This window comes from Mycobacterium toneyamaense (genome assembly GCF_055384815.1).
Genome location: NZ_AP040333.1, coordinates 2,304,869 through 2,326,827 on the forward strand (window position 1 = coordinate 2,304,869; position 21,959 = coordinate 2,326,827).

Sequence of the window (21,959 nt, forward strand, 5' to 3'; positions counted from 1 at the left end):
TCGATTTCGAGCGCATCGAGCACGCCATTTTGTCGTGGGGTGCGAGCGCTTGCGGAAGCCGACCAGCGCGGGGCTAACGCGGCCTGCGGAAGTAGCTCGGCGCCGTGCCTTCCCAGCGCTTGAAAGCGTGGGTGAAATTGGCCGTTTCGGCGTACCCCAGGTGCCGGGAGATCTCCTCGACCGAAAGGTCCTGCTGGAGCAGCTCGAGGGCCAGCTGGCGGCGGACCTCGTCGAGCAACGCGCGGTAGGAGGTGCCCTCGGCGGCGAGCCGACGGCGCAGGGTGCGCTGGTCGATGTGTAGTTCGTCGGCGATGGTCGGCATCGACGGCAGTTCGCCGGGGTTGTGCAGCAGGCGGCTGCGGACCTGGCCCGCCACGCCGACGCGAGAGAGTCTGCGCTCGAGCAGGTCCCGGCATTGCTGCTCGATCTTGCGCGCCGTATTGGCGTCGGCGAGCGGCGACGGCATCTCCAGTACTTCGTGGGTGGCGGCGATTCGGTTGGTGCACTGGCCGGAACGTACAGCGGATACCGGAAGCCCCCACAGTTCGGCGAGCTTTTCGGCGCGAGCGGCGTCGAGTGTCGTGTCCGCCCAGGCCGGTGTCAGCGCCAGGTTGGCGCCCTGTGTCGCGGCGACGAATCCGGCGAGGTCCCGCTCGACGATGAACGCCCTGACATCCGTGGGTAATTCGCTGTCGTCGGCGACGAGGTATCCGTACTGGTCGTCGGTCTCCACCGAGAACCGCAGGTGCGTGGGGGACAGCGCGAGATAAGGCAGGATCAGTTCGACCCCCTGTCGGAGATTGGGGCTGGCCAGGATCAGGAACCCGAGCAAGCCGGCCCGTCCCAGGGTGGAGTGCACTCCCACCTCGATGCCGACGCCCGGTCTGTCGCCAAGTCCCGCAATGAGATTGCGGATGACGTCGAATTCCTGATGCGCCCAGATTTCGGCGTTCTCGTCGTCCAGGTCGGCTTCGGTCAGTCCGCTACCTGCCAGACATTCGGCGGCTGTCATCCCATGCGCGATGGCGCCCTGCACCATGATGCGGACGCCTTCGGTGCCCCGCGGCACCGCCCAGACCGGGGCCATTCCCACTGTCCGAAAATACCAAATCAACGTCCCGTTGGAACATTCAGTCGCGTCGGCCCCGTCCGTAGCGTTTTTCGGCAGACGCAACCAACGAGGGTTGCCCGAAAGACGGAGTGTCGAATGTCGTCAGTCGAAGTGGCCGACCGGGCAGAAAGCCAACCCGCCGCGCGAACGGCGTTGCCCGATCCGGGCGAGCAGGTGCCGAAGTTGGCATGGCCGACTGTCGCGCTGTTTCTCGCGGGCGCCGCGGCATTCGTCACGTCGACCGTCGCTTATCTGGGCGGCGCCGCTCCGATGTGGGTGCCCATCGTGGTCAACGCGGTGGTGACCTTCACGATGTTCACCGTCGTCCACGACGCCGTGCACTATGCCATCAGCTCGACGCGCTGGGTCAACGGCTTGTTCGGACGGCTGGCTGTGCCGTTCGTCCAGCCGCTGATCTCGTTCCCCTCGTTCGGGTTCATTCACATTGAGCACCACCGGCATTCGAACGACGACGAGAACGATCCGGACACCTTCGCCTCCCATGGGCCGGCGTGGCAACTGCCGTTCCGCTGGGCCGTACTCGACGTTTCGTACGGCACTTATCTGATCCGCAAGGTTCGCGGTCGTCCCAAGGCCGAGGTCGCTGAAACCCTGGCATGCGTGGCCATTTCGGTGGCCGGGTTGATCGTCGCGATCATGTCGGGCCACTTCTGGACGCTGGCCGTCGTCTTCGTCATTCCGCAGCGCATCGCGGTGGTCGTCTTGGCGTGGTGGTTCGACTGGATGCCGCACCACGGGTTGGCGGACACTCAACGCAGTGACCGCTACCGGGCGACCAGAACCCGCGTGGGGATGGAGTGGCTCTACACCCCGTTGATGCTGTCGCAGAACTACCACCTGGTGCACCACCTGCACCCGTCGGTGCCGTTCTACCGCTATACCAAGACCTGGCGCCGCAACGAGGAGGCCTACCTGGACCGGAACGCCGCGATCTCCACGGTGTTCGGGCAGGGGCTCGACTCCGGCGAATTCCGGGAGTGGAAGCAACTGAACGGCAAGCTCGGTCGGCTGCTGCCGGTGCGGATGCCGGCGCGCTCGAGTTCATCGCACGCGGTGTTCCACCGGATCCCGGTGGCCGCGGTCGACCCGATCACCGCAGACAGCACATTGGTGACCTTCGCCGTTCCCGAGGCACTGCAGGACCAGTTCCGGTTCGAACCCGGCCAGCACGTCTCGGTGCGCACCGACCTGGGGGGCGAGGGCGTGCGCCGCAGCTATTCGATCTGCGCGCCGGCCACGCGGGCCCAGCTGCGGATCGCGGTGAAACACATTCCGGGAGGGACATTCTCGGGATTCGTGGCCGAGCACCTCAGGGCCGGCGACGTCCTGGAGGTGATGACCCCGGCCGGCAGCTTCAGCTCTGCCCTGCATCCGCTGCACCGCAAGCATTACGTCGGGCTGGTGGCCGGCAGCGGCATCACCCCGGTGCTGTCGATCCTGGCGACCGTCATGGAGCTCGAAACCGAGAGCCGGTTCACGCTCATTTACGGCAACCGCACCAAAGAGTCGACGATGTTCCGCGCCGAACTCGACCGTCTCGAATCCCGCTATGCCGACCGCCTCGAAATCCGGCACGTGTTGTCGGCCGAGCCGCGGCATACCCCGGAGCTGTCCGGCCGCATCGATGCGCAACGCTTGGCCCGCTGGCTCACGGGCGACCTTCATCCCGAGAGCGTGGACGAGTGGTTCCTGTGCGGCCCGGCCGCGATGTCCACCGGTGCGCGCGAGATGCTGATCGGGGTGGCGTCGAACCCGAGCGGATCCATCTGGAATTGTTCACCGGCTTCGACCGCGGCGACGCGCCTGTGCGCGACCACCAGTCGGCCACCGTCACCGTCCAATTATCCGGAAAGAAGCAGACTTTCGGTCTCGCCGCCGGCGACACGATCCTGGAAAGCGCACTGCAGGCGGGAATTGGCGCGCCCTACTCGTGCATGGGTGGTGCGTGCGGCACCTGCCGGGCCAAACTGCTTGGCGGCACGGTCGAGATGGACCAGAACTTCGCCCTCGGGTGCAACGACCTCGACGCCGGCTACATCCTCACCTGCCAGTCACATCCGACCAGCCCGACGGTGTCGGTCGACTACGACGGCTGACCGGGTACTTGTCTGGCCGGTTTCGCGCCGGCCCGGGCGTTGACTCTGCGCCCTGGCACACAGTTACTCGACGATTCGCGCCCAGGTTGCAGGGTGAACCCTGGGACGGCGTTGATCCTGCGCCTACGCACACGGTTACTCGACAATTCGCGCCCAGGTTGCAGGGTGAACGTCGGATGGCGTTGATCCTGCGTCTACGCACAGGGCTACTCGGCAATTCGCGCCCAGGTTGCAGGGTCAACAGGGGCATGCTCGGCCCGGGCGTTGACTCTGCGCCTACGCATACGGCTACTCGACAATTCCCGCCCAGACCGCAGAGTCAACCGGCACAGGGCAATTGGCCGGCCGAAAGAGAAGCGCACCGTCATGCCGAAGCATGACGGGGCGCGTCCGAGTTCACTCAGGGCAGCGGGGGAGTGTCCATGGTCAGGGTCTCGCCCCGGAAGAACGCCGGCTGGGTGGCGCGCATGCCGAGCATGAGCACCGCGCCGAAGATCAGGATGCCGAAGCCCAGATAGAACACCAGCCCGATGCCGCCGATCTCCGCGCCGCTGCCGCTGGCCGTCGGATCCATGCTGACGAGCACTGATTTGACGAACACCGACAGCAGCATGATGCCACCGAGTAGCGGGAACACCAGCTTGTAGATGATGTTGTGCGCATTGAGGAACAGTTCCTTGCGGAAGAACCACACACAGGCGAACGCCGTGATGCCGTAGTACCAGCAGATCATGATGCCAAGGGCGGCAATGGTATCCAGCAAGGTGCGCTCGGACAGCAGCGTCACGATGGTGTAGAACGCGGCGGTGACCACGCCCGCGACGACGGTGCTGAACACCGGCGACAGTGTGCGGGGGCTGACGCTGGCGAACCGCTTGGGGAAGGCGCCGTAGGTACCCATCGCGAGCATCGTGCGGGCAGCCGGCAGCACAGTGGTCTGCAGACTGGCGATCGACGATGCGAACACCGCCAGCAGCAGCAACGGGCCGCCCCAATCGCCGAGGACCGGATAGGCCAGCGCGCCGAAGACGTTGGCCGCGTTGTCCTTGTTGCCGAGCCCCAGGCCGGTGTCACCGATCCCGGCGTACATCATCACCGCGACCGCGACCAGGAGGTACGTCAGCAGAATAGACAGGACGCAGAGCAATCCGGCGCGGCCGGGGACCTTGGTGGGGTCCTTGCATTCTTCACCGAGGGTCAGACAGGTGTCCCAGCCCCAGAACGCGAAGATGGAGCCGATGAGCCCGATCACGAAGGCGCTCATGGTCAATCCGGTGAACGGGTCGAACCAGTCGATGTCGAAGTTCAGGTGGCCTTCGACGCCGCCCGAGCGCACGATCGCGACGATCGAGAACGTGATGAGCACGATCATCTGGAAGCCGACCAGGACGTACTGCACCTTCTCGCTGGTCGTGATGCCACGGCACGAGATGTAGGTGGCGATGGCCAGCAGCGCGACGGTGGACCCGATGTTGATCCAGACGTTGTCGGCCGAGAGCGTGGCGAGCTTCTGGTTGTGCAGCACGCTGCCCAGGAATTCGTAGCCGAACTGGACGCCGATCGAGGCGAGATTGGACAGCACGATGATGGTGGCGATCACCATGCCCCAGCCACACATCCAGCCGACATACGGGCCGAAAGCCTTGGTGGACCAGGTGAACGATGCGCCGCAGTCGGGTGCCCGCGAGTTGAGTTCGCGGTACGCGTAGGCGGTCAGGAACATGGGGATGAAGCCGGCGATCAGGATGGCCGGCATCTTCAGCCCGACCGCCGCGACGATCAGGCCGATGCTGGCCGTGAGCGTGTAGCCCGGCGCCACGGTCGAGATACCGAGGATTGCCCCGGTGATGGTGCCGATTCTGCCTGCGGCGAGGCCCTTGGCGACGAGGCCTTCTTCCCGCTCTACGCGAGCGAGGTCGGAATCGGCCAGTTGTTCAGTCATTATCAGCCCCTTCATCTTTCGGAACCACGATCATGGGGACCTGCAGGACGCGCAGCATCTTGGCCGCGGTCGATCCCAGGAAGAGCCGCCGGGGCTGTGCGAGCCGGCTGGACCCGACCATGATCACGTCGCCGTCATGCCAGCCGAGTTTGTTGACGGCGTCCTCGACACCTGCGCCGGTGGCTACGCGCGACGTGACCGGAATATCTTCCGGCAGAAATGCTTTCGCCTGGTCGAGGGCTTTCTGTGCGTGCTGCTGGGCCAGTTCCAGGTCGTCGGCGTCGTCGACGGCGACCAGCGACACCAGGCGCAGCGGTGTCCCGGTGTCCCGGCAGAGCCGCAGCGCGGCATCCAACAGCAGCTTGGCGCCCGGCCGGGTTCCGACGGCGCACGTGACTTCACGGATCCGTTCGTCGCGCTTCAGGCGGGCGCCACGCGGTGCGATGACCACCGGAATCGGCGATGCGTGCACCAGATCGTTGACCACCGATCCGAGCGACAGCGAGCCGGCGATACCGCCGCCGGCGCCGCCGACCACCAGGGCCTCGGCTCCGGCGGCTTCGGCGGCCGCGATCAGGCCCGCCGTGCTGGACTCGTCGAAGCTCAGATGGGTCGTCACCTTGAGGTCGCTGGGGACGCCGGCCGCGGCTGCGGCGAGCCAACTTTCGGCTTCGCGCTGCAGGATGCCGCCGGGCGTGGTGGCCAGCGCCGACCGGTCGCGCGGCAGCACCATGCACAGGTCGATCTCGGCGCCGAGGGTGCGGGCGATCTGCTCGCCGGCGTCGTCACCGCCGGGTGTGGCGAGATACGCGACGGCGATTCGTGGATTGCTCACGGGCTAGCCTTCTTCACAGTTGGACGACGTGTGGCAGGCCTTCGGCGGTGTCGGTGCCACATCGATCGAGGGGTTGCGATCGAAGAAGCCGACGGGCTTCAGCCAGAAGTTGACGGTGTCGACCGGCATGATCGGCCAGTCTTCCGGTCGGGTGATGTGGTGGATGCCGAAGACGTACCACAGCACGACGTCGGTGTTCTCGATCGAGCGGTTGGCCTCGGTCCACATCGGCAGACCGGTGTCTTGCTTGCTCTGCGTGACGAATTCGCCTGCGGGCCAGCGCTCGTCAGGAGAGTTGGGGGTGACCCACACGGTGTGCTCGATGGCGCGGCAGCGCGCCAGGACGGGGGAGTTCGGATCGAACATGGCCGGGAAGGCGCCGCCGGGCACCAGCTTGTAGGCCGGCGGGGTGCCGATGCCGTTGCGGACGTTGTCGTTGACGACCTTCCATGCCCGCTGGGTCTGGAAGTTCATGTCCTGCTTGCCCTCTGCCTCGGTGCGCAGCGGGGTGTTGCGCTGGCGCAGCGACAGCCCGTAGGGGTTGTCCGGCCCCATCGGTTCGATCTCGGTCTCGCTGGCGTACACGGTGTTCTCGGTGCCGTCGACGTCGAGGTCGAGTCGGGCGACGAGGAAGTGCTGGTGGTAGGGCGCGTAGGTACGGTGGTCGACCAGCGTGCCGTGCGGGTGGGCCTGCCCCTCCGGGAAGTTGCTCACCACCATGATTCCCGTTGCGCGGACCTCACATTCGATGTTGCCGTCCTGATAGAACCGCCAGTAGGTGAGGTACTCGTAGTTGGCGACGGTGACGTGGAACGACACCGTGAGTCGGCGCATCCGGCGCACCTCGGCGCCGTGGTGGTGGTCGACGTGCTTCCACAGCACGGCGTTGTCTTCTTCGTGGATGCAGATGGCATTCTTGATGGTGTACGGCTCGCCCTTGCTGTTGTGCAGCACGGCGTCCAGGTAGCGGATCTCGCCGAGACAGTCACAACCCAGCTCCAGCGAGGTGGTCATGAAGCCGATGCCCCACTCGCCGATGTCGAAAGCCGTTCGGCGGTAATGGTCTTCGCAGTGGTCGCGGTAGGGGACCATCATCTCGGCGAACGACATCCGGTTGGCCACCGACCGCACGTTGCCGTTGTCGTTGTAGCTCACCGCGTGCAGCGTCATGCCCTCGCGGTAGTTGAACCCGACGCGCAGTGACCAGTTCTGCCACTTCAGCAGGTTGCCCTCGAGCGTGAAGGAAACCCCTTCGGGCTGGGTGATGTTCAGCGGCTGCAGCGGCTCCCGGGTACCGACGTTGCGGATGCGCTCGGGAATGTGCTGCGGCACATACTCGCCCATCATCTCCGGCCGCTCGACCGTGAAGGTGTCCTCGATCTCCAGCAGCTCCATGGTGTTCATGTCGATGACACAGTGGAAGCCGTTGACCGGACCGGCGTAGGGGTTGGCGCCGTCGGCGGCCCGTACCCAGGTGTCGGTCCAGCCGAGGCGGCGGTCCTTGTACTTCTCCGGCATCACGACGTCGCCGTAGGTCCAGGTGTCCATGAACACCAGGTCCATGTCGGTGAACCCGCGTTTGGCCAGGGCCGCAATGACGTCCGGGTGCTTGCGCAGCACCTCGTCGGCCTCTTCCCACTCATCGACGGTGAAGTTGGGCTGCACGCCCGGGATGTGGTCCCACGACAGCACCGACCCGGCCGTCAGCGATACGACGCTCTTGTAGGTGCGGTTGTTCGACGTGTCGAGCAGCGTCGCCAGGGCACGTCGGTCCGGCACCGTGCCGGTCGCGTCGAACGCGGCGACCTCTGCCTTGGCGGGTTCCACCATCTCGATGGAGGTGTATCGCCAACCCTCACCGACACCGTGTGCGGCAGCGAGAATCTCGGCGACCTTGGCGAATTCGGGTGCGGTCAGGGGGTCGAGGGGATGGAAGGTGTTGGACATCGAGGGGGCTCCTGTCGGCAGGGTGGATTCGGGTCGCGAGGAGAGAACTCGCGGGGGAGAAAAGCGACGGTCGGATCAGTCGTGGGCACTCATGACGTGCTTGATCCGGGTGTAGTCCTCGACGCCATAGATCGACAGGTCCTTGCCGTAGCCGGAGTACTTGAATCCGCCGTGGGGCATCTCGGCGACCAGCGGGATGTGGCAGTTCACCCACACCGCGCCGAAGTCGAGTGCACGGCTGAACTTTTCGGCGGTCGCGTGGTCTTTCGTCCAGACGCTCGAGGCCAGGGCGTACCGGACGCCGTTGGCCAGTTCGATGGCCTGGTCGTCGGAGTTGAACGGCTGCACCGTCAGGATGGGCCCGAAGGTCTCGTCCTGCACGATGGCGTCGTCCTGTCGGACGCCAGTGATGACAGTCGGCTCGAAGTAGAATCCCTTGTCGCCCAGTTGCTTTCCGCCCGTGACGATGGTGGCGTGCTCCGGTAGCGCGGAGATCTTCTGGCTGACCGTGGTGAAGTGGTTGACGTTGTTGAGCGGCCCGTAGAACGCGTCGGCGTCGTCGGGGAGTCCGGGCCGCAGGGTCTGTGCCGCCTCGACGAGGGCGTCGACGAACTGGTCGTGGATCGACTCGTGCACGATGACGCGCGTGGCCGCGGTGCAGTCCTGGCCGGCGTTGAAGAACGCGGCCTGCGCGATACCGGTTGCGGCCTTGGTGATGTCGACGTCGCCGAACACCACGGCGGGCGCCTTGCCGCCGAGCTCGAGGTGACTGCGCTTGAGCTGCTGGGCGGCTGCCGACGCCACGGCGACACCGGCACGGACAGACCCCGTGATGGACACCAGGCCGAGGGCCGGGTGGTCGACCAGTTCGGCGCCGGTGGCGCCGGTGCCGAGAACGACGTTGAACACGCCGTCGGGCAGGATGCCCTTGCTGATCCGGGCCAGCACCAGCGTGCTCTCGGGAGTGGTGTCGCTAGGTTTGAGGACGACGGTGTTGCCGGTGGCCAGGGCCGGGCAGATCTTCCAGATCGCCATCATGAACGGGTAATTCCACGGGGTCACCTGACCGACGACGCCGATCGGCTCGCGCCGCACATAGGAGGTGAAGCCTTCCATGTACTCACCGGCGGACAAGCCTTCGACCATGCGGGCGGCCCCGGCGAAGAAGCGAACCTGATCGGCGCTCACCGCGACCTCCTCGGCCGCGATCATCGCCTTGAGCTGGCCGGTGTTGCGGCACTGTGCCTCGACGATCTCGTCGCTGTGCGCCTCGATGGCGTCGGCGAGCTTCAGGAGCGCCTGTTGCCGCACGCTGGGCGTGGTCTTGCCCCAGGTGAGGAAAGCGCGCTCGGCGGCGGCCACCGCGGCGTCCACATCGGTGCGGTTGGACACGGGGGACTGTCCGACCACGGAGCCGTCCACCGGGCTGATCAGGTCGATGATCTCCGACGACGACGAATCGACGAATTGGCCGTCGATGTAGTTCTGTAGAAGTCCGTCGGGCATCTCGTACCGTCGCTCTCTTGCTGGGAAGGCCGTCATGTCTCTGGCGGCCTTAGTGTGCGCCAGCACACACTCTTCAGCATCGGACAATTACGGGATTTTCGGTGGAGTTTTTCGACATTCTGTACATTCATGCCGGTGACGGTTCCGGTGCGATGGGTACTGGACCAAGCTGATCTGCGGATGCGGCTGCGCGGCGGTGCCGCCGGCGTCGGCGGCGAGATCAGTTTGGTCCTGACCACCGAATTGGCTGACCCGGCCAAATGGCTGTCCGGTGGTGAGCTGGTGCTGACCACCGGCATCAGTCTGCCGCCGGCTGCCGCGGACCGGCGGCAGTACCTCCGGCGCCTCCACGAAAGTGGCGTCGCCGGAGTCGGATTCGGCACCGGGCTCACCTTCGACGAAGTGCCCGAAGAACTGGTGTCCGCCGCCGACGAGCTGGGACTGCCGCTGCTGGAGATTCCGTTGCGGACGCCGTTCGCGGCCGTCGTTCAGCGGGTCGGCTCCCGCATCGCGGCGCTGCAGTACGACGCGGTGCTGCGGGCGTCCCGGGCGCAGCCACGGATCACCCGGGCTGTCGTCAGTGGTGGCCCGCAGGAGGTTGCGGCCGAACTGGGGCGGGCGCTGCGGGCCAGTGTGGTGGTGCTGGATCCGTCCGGCACGGTGATCGCGTCCCACCCGCGCAATCTCAACGTCACCACCGTCAACCTCGTGCGTGATGCGATCGAGCCCGGGGCCGCGTCGGCCGTCGCGGTGCTGGCAGAGGGTGTCACCGTCGCGCAGCAGTCCATCCGCGTCGGTGGCCGCTCGCACGGGGTGCTCGCCGTGGTCAGTGAAACGGCGTTGAGCCCGGTCGATCAGGTGCTGCTGGGCCACGCGAACTCGTTGCTCGCCTTGGATTTCGAGAAACCGGTGCGCCTGAAGGAGGCGCAGCAGCGCCTCAATGAGCAGGCGCTGGGCCTCATTCTCACCGGTGAAGCCAACCTGGAGCCGGCCTGGGCGCAGCTGGCTCAGGCGGCCGATCACCGCGGCCGGATCAGGGTGCTTGTCGTCCAGGCGGATTCGGATACGAACGCCGAAACCGACACCGCGAACCTGCTGAAGAAGGTGAACACAGCGATCCTCGATGAGCTGGACCAGGCCGGCCAGCCGGCGTTCGTGCATGGCGCCGACAAATGGCTGGCGGTGCTGTTGCCAGGAGCGGAGGCCGAGGAGATCGCCGCCGCACTGGTGACCCGGATCGATGCGTCGTTGCGCCGAACGATTCGTCTGGGCCTCAGTGGAATTCAGCCGCTGGCCAAACTGGGCGAGGCCGTCGACAACGCCCGGCTGGCGGCCTCCGTCGCCGAATGCGGCCGGCCGCCGATCGAATTCTCCGCGCTGGCCGGCAGCGCACTGCTCGCGTTCGGGGAGAGTCGGGACGTGCTGGTTGCGCTCGGGGCGGCCGTCCTGACCCCGGTCCTCGACCACGACGCCGAGTTCGGCACGGGACTGCTCACGTCGCTGCGGGCTTTCCTGGAAGCCAACGGGCACTGGGAATCTGCGGCCGCGGCCGTCGGCGTGCACCGCCACACGATGCGCAAGCGCATCGAGACCGCCGAGGCGCTGCTCGGATGCGATCTGGCCGTCGCGCGGGTCCGCGCCGAGCTGCTGCTGGCGATCCTCGCGCGGACGCCGGGCGACTGATCTGGGGAAACCCTGCCCCCTAGGGTATTTACGCGCCCGGGCGGCGACCCGCGCAGTTGTTGACACATACCCCGCGGGGTATGTACAAAGGTAACGGTTGCCCGCTCCTCGGAAAGGCTCAAAGATGTGTCAACCCAAGCGTTGTTCGGTGTGTGGCAAGACCACCTGGTCGGGTTGTGGCATGCACGTGGACGCCGTCAAGGCGGCGGTGCCGGTTGGTGAGTGGTGCGACGGTCATCCCAAGGCAGATCGGCCGTCCCGGCTCAAGTTCTGGAAGTAGGCCGGCCCATCGCTGATACCCTATGGGGTATGGCGGTTCGGCCCGCGAACCAACGAAAGGTAGGTGCGACATGGTCGGCGATGAGGAGGCCATGGCCGCTGTCCTGGCCCGGCTGCGTCGGGCGCAGGGTCAGCTGGCCGGCGTCATCTCGATGATCGAGCAGGGCCGGGAGTGCAAGGACGTCGTCACGCAGCTCGCGGCGGTATCCAAGGCGCTCGATCGCGCCGGGTTCAAGATCGTCGCCACCGGGCTTCGTGAGTGCCTGAGCGGGAACGTCGAGGAGGGCCGTGCCCCGATGACCGAGGCCGAGCTGGAGAAGCTGTTCCTGTCGTTGGCCTGAGGCGGCTCAGCTGGTTGGCCGCTTGATGATGGTCAGCGACTGGTCGATCTTCTTGAATTTCGTGAAAGTGTCCGCAGGGACACCGAACACGACGCTCAGCACGTCCGGCGGCAGCTTGCTGATGGACGCGCCTATGCCGATGTCGTCTTCGCCCTCCTGCGTGCTGGCGTTGAACACGATCAGCAGGCTCAGATTCTGGGTGCCCTTGTTCTCGAAGTAGTGCAGTGAGCCCTGCGGCGCGAACACCACGTCGCCGACGTTGGCCTCGAACTGCTCGGCGTGCCCCAGCGGATCGAGCAGGGTCCAGGTCGCCACACCGCCGGTGATGACGTTGATCTCCCAGGCGCTGGGGTGCCAGTGCGGTTCGCGGATGCCGCCCGGCTCCAGGGTGACCATCACGACGCTGGCTTCCTGTCCGGTCAGTATCGGCCAATTGCCTTCGTAGGCCTGGCGCAATGTGCCGCCTTCGAACTGAGTGGGTGCCAGGGCGCCGAGGTGGAACATGTGCGGCTGCGCCGTGTTCAGTTCGGCCGGGATGCGGGGGTTGCCGAAGCGGGCGGCATTGTCGGTCATGGTGGCGTCCTGAGTTTCGTTGCGGGACAAGGGGGATGAGAACGCGCGGTCGGCGCCGGCGCCGGCAAGCGCCGCCACCCCGACCGCGCCGGCGCCGCCGAGCATCGTCCGTCGATTGATCATCATGCCGACAGATTTGTCGGTCGCCCGGCCCGTTGTCGTCAGCGCTGGCACCCAATTGCGTCTTCCGGCTAGCTGCAATACGGAACGGGTGCCTGCCGTAGCGACTTTTGCCTGTTCGGAGCCGACGATGAATGCAGTCCGGAAAGCGGATGAGCCCTTCGACAGAAAGCGCCGATCATGAAGAATCCGATCAAGTTCATCGCCCCCGCAATGGCAGCGGCCGGCATCGCCGGCGCCCTCCTGCTGGCGCCGATCGCCAGTGCCGACACCGATCCGCTGATCCCCAACGGCTCGGATCCGCATTCGTCGTACGTGTTGGGCGAGCACTTCTCCAACCACGACGAGGCCAACCAGAGCGCGGGCTACCTGGATACGTCGTTCTGATCCCGCCGAGTCGGCACGGCTCCGTCCGCCACCCACTGCGGGTGGCGGACGGAGCCGTTTCTGGTCGGGCGTCAGAACCGCCGGACGAAATCGAGCGCGATGTCGGCGACCTCGCGCCACCCGCTGTCGACGACCAGAGAGTGGCCACGTCCCGGGACCTCGACGATTTCGGTGGTGTTCGCGTTCTTCTGCTGCCGCTTGTAAGAGGCGTTGGCGATGGCCCACGGCGCGGTGTTGTCCTTCTCGCCCGAGATGATCAGCAGCGGACCGCGTTCCGGGTTCCTGGTGTCGACCTTGGCCTCGGTGCCCGGGTGGAAATTGGCGGTGGCCGCCTGGAACAGCGGGACGCCCGACCCTGCGACCGAGTACTTCTCATACAGGCTGTTCGACTCCTCTTCCGAGACCGCGTTGCCGAACCCGAACCGGAACTGCTTGGGGGTCAAGGCGATTGCCCGTCCGCGGTTGCGCGGATTCTTGAGGACGGGAAAAGCCGCGCGCAGTGCCGAGAGCGGCAGCGGCAGCACCCCGCGGAACGGCGCCGGATCGATCGCGACCGCCACCTTGGCCAGGCCGAGGCCGGCCAGTTTCTGGGTGATCAATCCGCCGAACGAGTGGCCGACGATGATCGGCTTGCGATCGAGGGCGCCGATGACGTCGGCGTAGTGCTGCGTGATGTCGCCGACGCCCTTGTGTGCGAAGACCGACGGATCGCGACGGGCGTCGGCGACGGTCGACGGGTCGTCCGGCCAGTCGGGGGCGATGGTCACGAAGCCCTGTTCCTCGAACATCGTCCGCCAGCTGTTCCAGCTGTTCGGCAGCAGCCACAGGCCGTGGACGAACACAACCGGTTGCCGCCCGGAGGTGTTGGCGCGGTCGATGTCGGCCTGTTCGCGGGTGCTGATCGTCGTGGGCATGTGCGGTCTCCTCTAGTAGAAAGAACGGTCGTTCTGCCTCTGTAACCACGATGGCCCGCCAGGTGTTCCCAAATCAGAAAGAACGTTCTACCTCGTGACTACGATGGCGGTATGGACGTCGCTGAATCGGCCCTACGGCCACGCGAGCGACTGCTCCGCGTCGCCGCTGAGCTGTTCTATCGCGAAGGAATCCACGCCGTCGGCGTCGACCGGATACTCGCCGAAGCGGGCGTCACGCGCGCCACGATGTACCGCCACTTCAAGGGCAAGGAAGGCCTCGTCGAGGCATACCTCGGGCTCGAGGACGAGACCATTCGCGGCTACTTCCGCGACGCCGCGGCCACCGCCGGCCCGGATACCGACATGCTGGAGCTGGTGATCGACGGCATCGCCGAAGACATCGCGAGGTACCACACCCGCGGTTGTCCGTTCATCAACGCCGCCGCCGAGTACCCCGCGCCGGACAGCCCGGTCCGGCAACTCATCGCCCGGCACCGCAACTGGTTTCGCGGTGCGCTGCAGGATGCGGCCGGCGAACGCGACAACCCTGAGCAGATCGCGGCATCGCTCGTGCTGCTGCGGGACGCCGCGCTGGTCGGCGGATACCTCGACGGAATCGACTCGACCAAGACCGCCTTCGTCAGAGCGGCCCGGCAGGCCGCCGGTATCTCTGCGTGATGCCCGGCCTGTTGCCCACCTAATACCCATTCCCAACCCGTAAGCTCGATTATGTGCAGCGACGGATCATGGGAATCGAGACCGAGTTTGGCGTGACCTGCACTTTTCATGGTCACCGTCGGCTCAGCCCTGACGAGGTAGCGCGGTATCTGTTCCGGCGAGTGGTGTCGTGGGGCCGCAGTTCCAACGTGTTCTTGCGAAACGGTGCGCGGCTGTACCTCGATGTGGGCAGCCACCCCGAGTACGCGACCGCCGAATGCGACAACCTCGCGCAGCTGGTCACCCACGATCGCGCCGGTGAGCGCGTGCTCGAAGACCTGCTGGTCGACGCCGAGCAGCGGCTCGCCGACGAGGGCATCGGCGGCGACATCTACCTGTTCAAGAACAACACCGACTCGGCCGGCAACTCCTACGGCTGCCACGAGAACTACCTGATCGTGCGAGCAGGCGAGTTCTCCCGGATTTCGGACGTGCTGTTGCCGTTCCTGGTCACCCGCCAGTTGATCTGCGGTGCGGGCAAGGTGCTGCAGACGCCGAAGGCCGCGACGTTCTGTCTGAGCCAGCGCGCCGAGCACATCTGGGAGGGTGTCTCCAGCGCGACCACGAGATCACGCCCCATCATCAACACCCGCGACGAGCCGCACGCCGACGCCGAGAAGTACCGCCGGCTGCACGTCATCGTCGGCGACTCCAACATGTGCGAGTCCACCACCATGCTCAAGGTGGGCAGCGCCTCGCTGGTGCTGGAGATGATCGAGGCGGGCGTCCCGTTCCGGGACTTCTCGCTGGACAACCCGATTCGGGCCATCCGCGAGGTCAGCCACGACCTGACCGGCCGGCGTGCCGTGCGGCTGGCCGGCGGGCGGCAGGCGTCGGCACTGGACATCCAGCGTGAATACCACTCGCGTGCCGTCGATTACCTGCAGACGCGCGAGCCCAACGTGCAGCTCGAGCAGGTCGTCGACCTGTGGGGCCGTCAGCTCGACGCCGTCGAGAGCCAGGACTTCGCCAAGGTCGACACCGAGATCGACTGGGTGATCAAGCGGAAGTTGTTCCAGCGGTACCAGGACCGCTACAGCATGGAGCTGTCCGACCCCAAGATCGCGCAACTGGACCTGGCCTACCACGACATCAAGCGCGGACGCGGCGTGTTCGATCTGTTGCAGCGCAAGGGATTGGCCGCCCGCATCACCACCGATGAGGAGATCGACGCGGCGGTCAACACCCCGCCGCAAACCACGCGGGCCAAGCTGCGCGGCGAGTTCATCACCGCCGCACAGGAAGCCGGGCGTGACTTCACCGTCGACTGGGTGCACCTCAAGCTCAACGACCAGGCGCAGCGCACGGTGCTCTGCAAGGACCCGTTCCGGTCGGTCGACGAGCGGGTGAACCGGCTGATCGCCAGCATGTGAGCCCTGCCGCCGCGCATGTAGGCGCGGCGGTCAGCTCGCAGTCCACAGCAACCACTTAGTCTGTTGGGCGTGACGACGTCCAAGGTTGAGCGGTTGATGAACCTCGTCATCGCGCTCCTGTCCACCCGTAGCTACCTGTCGGCGGAGCAGATCCGGGCCAACGTCACCGGCTACCAGGACCCGCCGACCGACGAGGCGTTCTCGCGGATGTTCGAGCGCGACAAGAACGAGCTGCGCGATCTCGGCATCCCGCTGGAGACCGGGCGCGCCTCGATGATGGACGTCAACGACGGCTACCGCATCAACCGCACCGCCTACGAGCTGCCGCCCGTCGAGCTGACGGGCGACGAGCGGGCCGTCGTCGCGATCGCGACCCAGCTGTGGGAGTCGCAGGAGATGGTCACCGCCACACAGAGCGCGCTGCTGAAACTGCGGGCGGCGGGTGTGGACGTCGACGCGCCAGACGCGGGTGTCGCGATCACCACCGGCACCACCCAGGGACTGCGCGGTTCCGAAGAGGCCCTGGGAATCCTGTTGTCGGCCATCGACTCCGGCCGTGCCGTGCAGTTCGCACATCGTCCCAACCGGAGCTCGCCCTACGTCGACCGCACCCTGGAGCCCTGGGGCGTGGTCACCTACCGCGGCCGGTGGTACGTCGTCGGCCACGACCGCGACCGCAACGACGCGCGCACCTTCCGGGTGTCGCGCATCGCCGGCGAGGTGCGCGCCGTCGGACCCGACCACGCCGTCACGCGGCCCGAGGGCGTCAACCTGCGGGACATCGTGCACCGCGCGGTTGCCGAGTGGCCGGCCGGCGAGCAGGCGCGGATCTGGGTCGCGGAGGGGCGGGCTACGGCGTTGCGCCGGCAGGCCGTCAGCACGTCACCGAGTGTGCGCGGCGGTCGCAGTGGCGACGAGATCGTCATCGACATCGGCATGGTCGACCGGCTGGCCCGGGAGGTCGCCGGCTACGGCGCCGACGCCGTGGCGTTGGAGCCGAAATCTTTGCGGGACAACGTAATCGGTCGGTTGCGTGCGCAGGCGGGGGAGAGCCTTCACAAGTGAGCAACGTATCCACCCGCCTCGTGCGGCTGCTGAACATGGTCCCGTACTTCCAGGCCAATCCGCGGGTCAGTCACACCAAGGCCGCAGCTGACCTCGGCGTGACGCGGAAGCAGCTGGAGGCCGACCTCTGGCAGCTGTTCGTCTGCGGGCTGCCCGGCGGCGGTCCGGGGGAACTGATCGACCTCGACTTCGAGGGCGACACCATCGAGGTGATCTTCTCGGCGGGGATGGACCGGGCGCTGCGGCTCACCTCACCGGAGGCCACCGGAGTGCTGATGGCCCTGCGGGCGCTGGTCGACGTGCCCGGTGTGGTCGATCCCGACGTGGCGCGCAGTGTGATCGCCAAGATCGAGGCCGCTGCCGGGACCGCCGGTGCGACCGCGGCGGCGGTGCCGGCCCCGGATGTCACCGGCGACGTCGAGAACAAGGCGACCGCGACGGTGCGGGCCGCCGTCCGGGACAAGCGAGCGCTGTCACTCGAGTACTACTCCGCTTCGCACGACACCGTCTCGCAGCGCGTCGTCGACCCGATCCGGGTGGCCCTGATCGGTGATCACAGCTACCTGGAGGCGTGGTGCCGCACCGCCGAGGGTGTGCGGCTGTTCCGCTTCGACCGCGTCGTCGACGCGACCGCACTCGACGAACCGGCCGCGCCACCGGCGCCTGCGGTGCAGGCCGGACCGGACACGTCGCTGTTCTCGGCCGAGACCGCGGACCCGACGCTTCCGGTGGCGACGCTGCTGATAGACGCGTCGGCGGCGTGGATGTTCGACTACTACCCGCTGGCAGTGCAGCGCGAGATTCCCGACGGCAGCTGGGAAGCCACGATGAGTTACGCGTCGAATGACTGGATGGCCCGTTTCGTCCTCGGTTTCGGTTCGGCGGTCCGGGTCCTGGACCCGCCGGCGCTCGCCGACCGCGTACGGGAGTCCGCAGTGGCGGCGCTGGCGGCGTATGAACCCGGCCTTGGCGAGTAGACTCGGCCTCAACTTCTGGAGGTGACCCAAATTGGGCGGTTTGCAACCGTGGCACTGGTTGATCGTCATCGCGGTGTTCGTGCTGCTCTTCGGCGCGAAGAAGCTGCCGGACGCCGCGCGTTCGCTTGGTAAGTCGATGCGCATCTTCAAGTCTGAGTTGAAGGAAATGCAGTCGGACGGCACGTCGGAGCAGCCTGCGCCGCGCCCGATCACTGCCGAGCGCGTCGAGAACCCGGCGCCTGCACCGCAGGCAGCGCCGGACGCCGCGGACAAGCACCCGGCCTGACCTTTGCCGTGATCCCGCCGCGGGCCAAGCGCTCGCGGCGGTCGGCCTATTTCACACTCACGTGCCAGTAACTGGAATCTTCCGAAAGCTCGACCCGCGCCGCCGACGGTCGCGGGTCAACCCTGACGGCACCATGTCGCTCGTCGATCACCTCGAGGAGCTCCGGACACGGTTGCTGATCGCGGTCATCGCGGTCCTGTTGACGACCGTCGTCGGCTTCCTCTGGTACGGGCACGGCTTCTTCGGATTCCCCAGCCTCGGTGACTGGCTGCGCGGCCCCTACTGCTCGCTGCCGGCGTCGTCGCGTGCGTCGATCGCGCCCGACGGGGAGTGCCGGCTGTTGGCGACCGCGCCGTTCGACCAGTTCATGCTGCGTCTGAAGGTCGGCATGGCGGCGGGCATCATCCTGGCCTGCCCGGTGTGGCTCTATCAGATCTGGGCGTTCATCACCCCCGGCCTGTACAAGAAGGAACGGCGCTTCGCGTCGCTGTTCGTCGGCGTCGGCGCGCTGCTGTTCGTGTCCGGCGCGGTCCTGGCCTACGTGGTGCTGTCGACGGCACTGTCGTTCCTGCTGACCGTCGGCAGCGATGTGCAGATCACCGCGCTGTCCGGTGAGCAGTACTTCGGCTTCCTGATCAATCTGCTGATCGTGTTCGGCATCAGCTTCGAGTTCCCGCTGCTGATCATCATGCTGAACCTGGTCGGGGTGCTCACCTACGAGAAGCTCAAGGCCTGGCGCCGCGGGCTGATCTTCGGCCTGTTCGTGTTCGCGGCGTTCGTGACGCCCGGCTCGGACCCGTTCTCGATGCTGGCGCTGTCGCTCGCGCTGACGGTGCTGCTGGAGATGTCGATCCAGGTGGCACGGCTCCACGACCGGCGCAAGGCCAGGCGCGAAGCCGAGACCGTTCCCGACGACGAGGCCGCCCCGATCGGGCCGGTAGAACCCATCGATGCGCCATCTGCCGTGCCGACGCCGACCCGGCTGACCATCGATGACGACGCCACCTGACTCGCAGGAGGCGGCCCCGGTCGAGCCGGGGCCGCAACTGCGTGACTTCGCCGCCGGCCTGTCGTTCACCCTGGACCCGTTCCAGACCAACGCCTGCGTGGCGCTCGAGAACGGGCGCGGCGTTCTGGTCTGTGCCCCGACCGGCGCCGGCAAGACCGTCGTCGGCGAATTCGCGGTGCATCTGGCGCTGGCCGCCGGGCGGAAGTGCTTCTACACCACCCCGATCAAGGCACTGAGCAACCAGAAGCACAACGATCTGGTGGCCCGCTACGGCCCCGAACGCATCGGCCTGCTCACCGGTGACCAGGCGATCAACGGCGACGCCGACATCGTGGTCATGACCACCGAAGTGCTGCGCAACATGCTGTACGCCGATTCGCCTGCGCTGCACGGCCTGGCGTACGTCGTGATGGACGAGGTGCACTTCCTCGCCGACCGGATGCGCGGCGCGGTGTGGGAGGAAGTGATCCTGCACCTGCCCGACGAGGTCCGGCTGGTCAGCCTGTCGGCGACGGTGAGCAACGCCGAGGAGTTCGGCGGCTGGATCCAGACGGTCCGTGGTGACACGACCGTCGTCGTCGACGAACACCGCCCGGTGCCGCTTTGGCAGCACATGCTGGTGGGCAAGCGACTCTTCGATCTGTTCGACCTGTCCAAGGGTGCGGCCCCCGGCAAGGGGAAGGCGCGCGTCGACCCGGAGTTGTTGCGGCACATCGCGCATCGCCGCGAGGCGGACCGCCTGATGGACTGGCAGCCCCGCGGCCGCGGCCGCGACGGGCATCGGGGTCGGCCCGCCATGTACCGCCCGCCGAGCCGGCCCGACGTCATCGGCACCCTGGACCAGGCCGGGCTGCTGCCGGCCATCACGTTCGTGTTCTCCCGCGCCGGGTGTGACGCCGCGGTCAAGCAGTGCCTGCGATCGGCGGTGCGGCTGACCAACAAGACCGAGCGCGACCGGATCGCCGAGATCGTCGACCGGCGCTGTGCCGATCTGGCCGAGTCCGATCTGGCGGTGCTGGACTATCACGAGTGGCGCGAAGGCCTGCTGCGCGGATTGGCCGCCCACCACGCCGGGCTGCTGCCGGTGTTCCGGCACACCGTCGAGGAGCTGTTCACCGCGGGCCTGGTCAAGGCCGTTTTCGCCACGGAGACACTGGCTTTGGGCATCAACATGCCGGCCCGTACCGTCGTGCTGGAACGGTTGGTCAAGTACAACGGCGAGCAGCACGCCCCGTTGACGCCGGGGGAGTACACGCAGCTGACCGGTCGCGCCGGACGCCGCGGCATCGACGTCGAGGGCCACGCCGTCGTGCTGTGGCATGCCACCGACGAGATGGCCGATCCGGCCCAGGTCGCCGGCCTGGCGTCGACCCGAACCTTCCCGCTGCGCAGTTCCTTCGCGCCGTCGTACAACATGACGATCAACCTGGTGCAGCACATGACGCCGGCCGCGGCGCACCGGTTGCTCGAGCAGTCGTTCGCGCAGTACCAGGCGGACCGCTCGGTCACCGGGCTGGTGCGCGGCATCAAGCGCGGTGAGCGGATGCTCGCTGAGATTGCCGCCGAGCAGAGTGACGACTGGGAGTCCGTGCTCGAGTACGCCCGGCTGCGGGCGAGCATCACCGAACGTGAGCGGGCACAGTCCCGGGCCGGTCGCCTGACGCGGCGCAAGGGCATCAACGACGCGCTGGCCGGGCTCAAGCGGGGCGACGTCATCGCCATCGGCCTGGGCCGCCGCAGTGGACTGGCCGTGGTGCTGGAGCCGGCGTTCGACGCCGACGACCCCCGCCCGCTGGTGTTGACCGAACATCGTTGGGCGGGAAGGATTTCCGCCGCCGACTACGCCGGGACGTCGCAGCGTCTGGGCAGCATGTCGCTGCCCAAGCGGGTGGAGCACCGGCAGCCGAAGGTGCGCCGTGATCTGGCATTGGCGCTGCTGCGGGCGGCCGACAGCCTCGATGTGCCGTCGGTGCGGCGCAGCCGCGGCGCCACGGAGGCGACACCGGACATCGATCCGGAGCTCGCCGGCCTGCGCGAGCAGATGCGCCGGCACCCCGCGCATCAACTGCCCGACCGCGAAGCCCGGGTGCGCGCCGCCGAGCGTTACCTGCGCATCGAACGCGACAACGACCAGACCCAGCAGAAAGTCGCCGCGGCCACCAACTCACTGGCGCGCACCTTCGACCGCATCGTCTCGCTGCTCAGCGAGCGGGGCTTCATCGAAGGCGCCGAAGGCGAGCCTGCGGTCACGGACGACGGACGGCTCCTGGCCCGCATCTACAGCGAGAGCGACCTACTGGTCGCCGAGTGCCTGCGCGGCGGCGTGTGGGACAGCCTCAATCCGGCCGAGCTGGCCGCGGTCGTGTCGGCGGTGCTGTTCGAATCGCGCGGCGACGGCCCGACGGTGCCGCCGGGCTCCGAGCAGGTCACCGACGAGGTACGGCGGGCGCTGGCCAAGACCCGCCGGCTGTGGACCGACATCCGCGGCGACGAGCGCCGGCACCGGCTGCCGTTCAGCCGGGAACCCGACGCCGGTTTCGCCGCGGCCATGTACAGCTGGGCGACCTACGGCGATCTGACCGCGGCGCTGCTGATGTCCGACAACGGCAACGGAAACGCGCTGCCCGCAGGTGATTTCGTGCGGTGGTGCCGTCAGGTGCTTGACCTGCTGGACCAGGTGCGGCTCGCCGCGCCGTCGCCGCAGCTGCGGGCCACGGCCAAGCGGGCCATCGGCGCCGTGCGTCGCGGTGTCGTCGCCATCGACTCCATGTGAGCTG

General features: G+C 67.1%; 17 protein-coding genes and 1 pseudogene. 11 read left to right on the forward strand and 7 right to left on the reverse strand.

Annotated features, from left to right (window positions below; all coding sequences use genetic code 11):
- Positions 1-73: 73 nt before the first annotated feature.
- The gene (locus tag ACZ5IQ_RS11170; protein ID WP_064861084.1) at positions 74-1,087 is read right to left on the reverse strand and encodes an AraC family transcriptional regulator; all 1,014 of its coding nucleotides are present in this window, start codon (positions 1,085-1,087) and stop codon (positions 74-76) included.
- Positions 1,088-1,207: 120 nt separating this feature from the next.
- On the opposite strand from ACZ5IQ_RS11170, the pseudogene ACZ5IQ_RS11175 reads away from it, so the two are divergent.
- A pseudogene (locus ACZ5IQ_RS11175) lies at positions 1,208-3,228 on the forward strand (fatty acid desaturase).
- 400 nt (positions 3,229-3,628) lie between these two features.
- On the opposite strand, the gene ACZ5IQ_RS11180 reads toward ACZ5IQ_RS11175, so the two are convergent.
- The 4 genes from ACZ5IQ_RS11180 to ACZ5IQ_RS11195 all read right to left on the reverse strand — a co-directional run bounded on the left by ACZ5IQ_RS11180 (position 3,629) and on the right by ACZ5IQ_RS11195 (position 9,458).
- Positions 3,629-5,170: an APC family permease gene (locus ACZ5IQ_RS11180; protein WP_133427816.1), complete on the reverse strand. Its 1,542-nt coding sequence runs from the start codon at positions 5,168-5,170 to the stop codon at positions 3,629-3,631.
- Complete coding sequence (locus tag ACZ5IQ_RS11185) at positions 5,163-6,005, reverse strand: universal stress protein (protein WP_464481270.1); 843 nt, start codon at positions 6,003-6,005, stop codon at positions 5,163-5,165. The genes ACZ5IQ_RS11180 and ACZ5IQ_RS11185 overlap by 8 nt, the downstream gene beginning before the upstream one ends.
- 3 nt (positions 6,006-6,008) lie before the next feature.
- Positions 6,009-7,952: a primary-amine oxidase gene (locus ACZ5IQ_RS11190; protein ID WP_464481271.1), complete on the reverse strand. Its 1,944-nt coding sequence runs from the start codon at positions 7,950-7,952 to the stop codon at positions 6,009-6,011.
- Positions 7,953-8,027: 75 nt separating this feature from the next.
- Positions 8,028-9,458, reverse strand: a complete 1,431-nt coding sequence (locus ACZ5IQ_RS11195) for a gamma-aminobutyraldehyde dehydrogenase (RefSeq protein ID WP_133427814.1) — start codon at positions 9,456-9,458, stop codon at positions 8,028-8,030.
- 147 nt (positions 9,459-9,605) lie between these two features.
- On the opposite strand from ACZ5IQ_RS11195, the gene ACZ5IQ_RS11200 reads away from it, so the two are divergent.
- Both ACZ5IQ_RS11200 and ACZ5IQ_RS11205 read left to right on the forward strand, forming a co-directional pair.
- The gene (locus tag ACZ5IQ_RS11200; protein WP_464481460.1) at positions 9,606-11,141 is read left to right on the forward strand and encodes a PucR family transcriptional regulator; all 1,536 of its coding nucleotides are present in this window, start codon (positions 9,606-9,608) and stop codon (positions 11,139-11,141) included.
- Positions 11,142-11,491: 350 nt separating this feature from the next.
- Positions 11,492-11,761, forward strand: a complete 270-nt coding sequence (locus ACZ5IQ_RS11205) for a metal-sensitive transcriptional regulator (protein ID WP_061001596.1) — start codon at positions 11,492-11,494, stop codon at positions 11,759-11,761.
- 6 nt (positions 11,762-11,767) lie between these two features.
- On the opposite strand, the gene ACZ5IQ_RS11210 is transcribed toward ACZ5IQ_RS11205, so the two are convergent.
- Positions 11,768-12,460: a cupin domain-containing protein gene (locus ACZ5IQ_RS11210; protein WP_110783757.1), complete on the reverse strand. Its 693-nt coding sequence runs from the start codon at positions 12,458-12,460 to the stop codon at positions 11,768-11,770.
- A gap of 174 nt (positions 12,461-12,634) precedes the next feature.
- Here ACZ5IQ_RS11210 and ACZ5IQ_RS11215 point away from each other — a divergent pair, with 174 nt between their 5' ends.
- A complete protein-coding gene (locus ACZ5IQ_RS11215; RefSeq protein WP_061001595.1) occupies positions 12,635-12,841 on the forward strand; it encodes a hypothetical protein in 207 nt (68 codons plus the stop codon).
- A 71-nt stretch (positions 12,842-12,912) separates the two neighbouring features.
- Here ACZ5IQ_RS11215 and ACZ5IQ_RS11220 read toward each other — a convergent pair whose 3' ends face one another.
- Positions 12,913-13,755, reverse strand: coding sequence for an alpha/beta hydrolase (locus ACZ5IQ_RS11220; RefSeq protein ID WP_464481272.1), 843 nt, complete (start codon positions 13,753-13,755; stop codon positions 12,913-12,915).
- Between the two features lie 111 nt (positions 13,756-13,866).
- Between ACZ5IQ_RS11220 and ACZ5IQ_RS11225 the strand changes: the two genes are divergently transcribed.
- From ACZ5IQ_RS11225 to ACZ5IQ_RS11255, 7 genes are all read left to right on the forward strand, one after another.
- Positions 13,867-14,433, forward strand: a complete 567-nt coding sequence (locus ACZ5IQ_RS11225) for a TetR/AcrR family transcriptional regulator (RefSeq protein ID WP_464481273.1) — start codon at positions 13,867-13,869, stop codon at positions 14,431-14,433.
- A gap of 53 nt (positions 14,434-14,486) precedes the next feature.
- Complete coding sequence (gene pafA, locus ACZ5IQ_RS11230) at positions 14,487-15,845, forward strand: Pup--protein ligase (RefSeq protein ID WP_029105057.1); 1,359 nt, start codon at positions 14,487-14,489, stop codon at positions 15,843-15,845.
- Positions 15,846-15,914: 69 nt separating this feature from the next.
- Positions 15,915-16,910 (forward strand): helix-turn-helix transcriptional regulator, encoded by a 996-nt coding sequence (locus tag ACZ5IQ_RS11235; protein ID WP_464481274.1) that lies wholly within the window; start codon positions 15,915-15,917, stop codon positions 16,908-16,910.
- Positions 16,907-17,887: a helix-turn-helix transcriptional regulator gene (locus ACZ5IQ_RS11240; RefSeq protein ID WP_061001591.1), complete on the forward strand. Its 981-nt coding sequence runs from the start codon at positions 16,907-16,909 to the stop codon at positions 17,885-17,887. Before ACZ5IQ_RS11235 ends, ACZ5IQ_RS11240 begins: the two co-directional genes overlap by 4 nt.
- A gap of 31 nt (positions 17,888-17,918) precedes the next feature.
- Positions 17,919-18,173 carry a Sec-independent protein translocase subunit TatA gene (gene tatA / locus ACZ5IQ_RS11245; protein WP_061001590.1) on the forward strand — a complete coding sequence of 85 codons (255 nt, stop codon included), beginning with the start codon at positions 17,919-17,921 and terminating at the stop codon, positions 18,171-18,173.
- Positions 18,174-18,234: 61 nt separating this feature from the next.
- Positions 18,235-19,182 carry a twin-arginine translocase subunit TatC gene (gene tatC / locus ACZ5IQ_RS11250; RefSeq protein WP_064857657.1) on the forward strand — a complete coding sequence of 316 codons (948 nt, stop codon included), beginning with the start codon at positions 18,235-18,237 and terminating at the stop codon, positions 19,180-19,182.
- Entirely contained in the window at positions 19,166-21,955 is a 2,790-nt protein-coding gene (locus ACZ5IQ_RS11255) for a DEAD/DEAH box helicase (protein WP_464481275.1), read from the forward strand. Before tatC ends, ACZ5IQ_RS11255 begins: the two co-directional genes overlap by 17 nt.
- Positions 21,956-21,959: the final 4 nt, after the last annotated feature.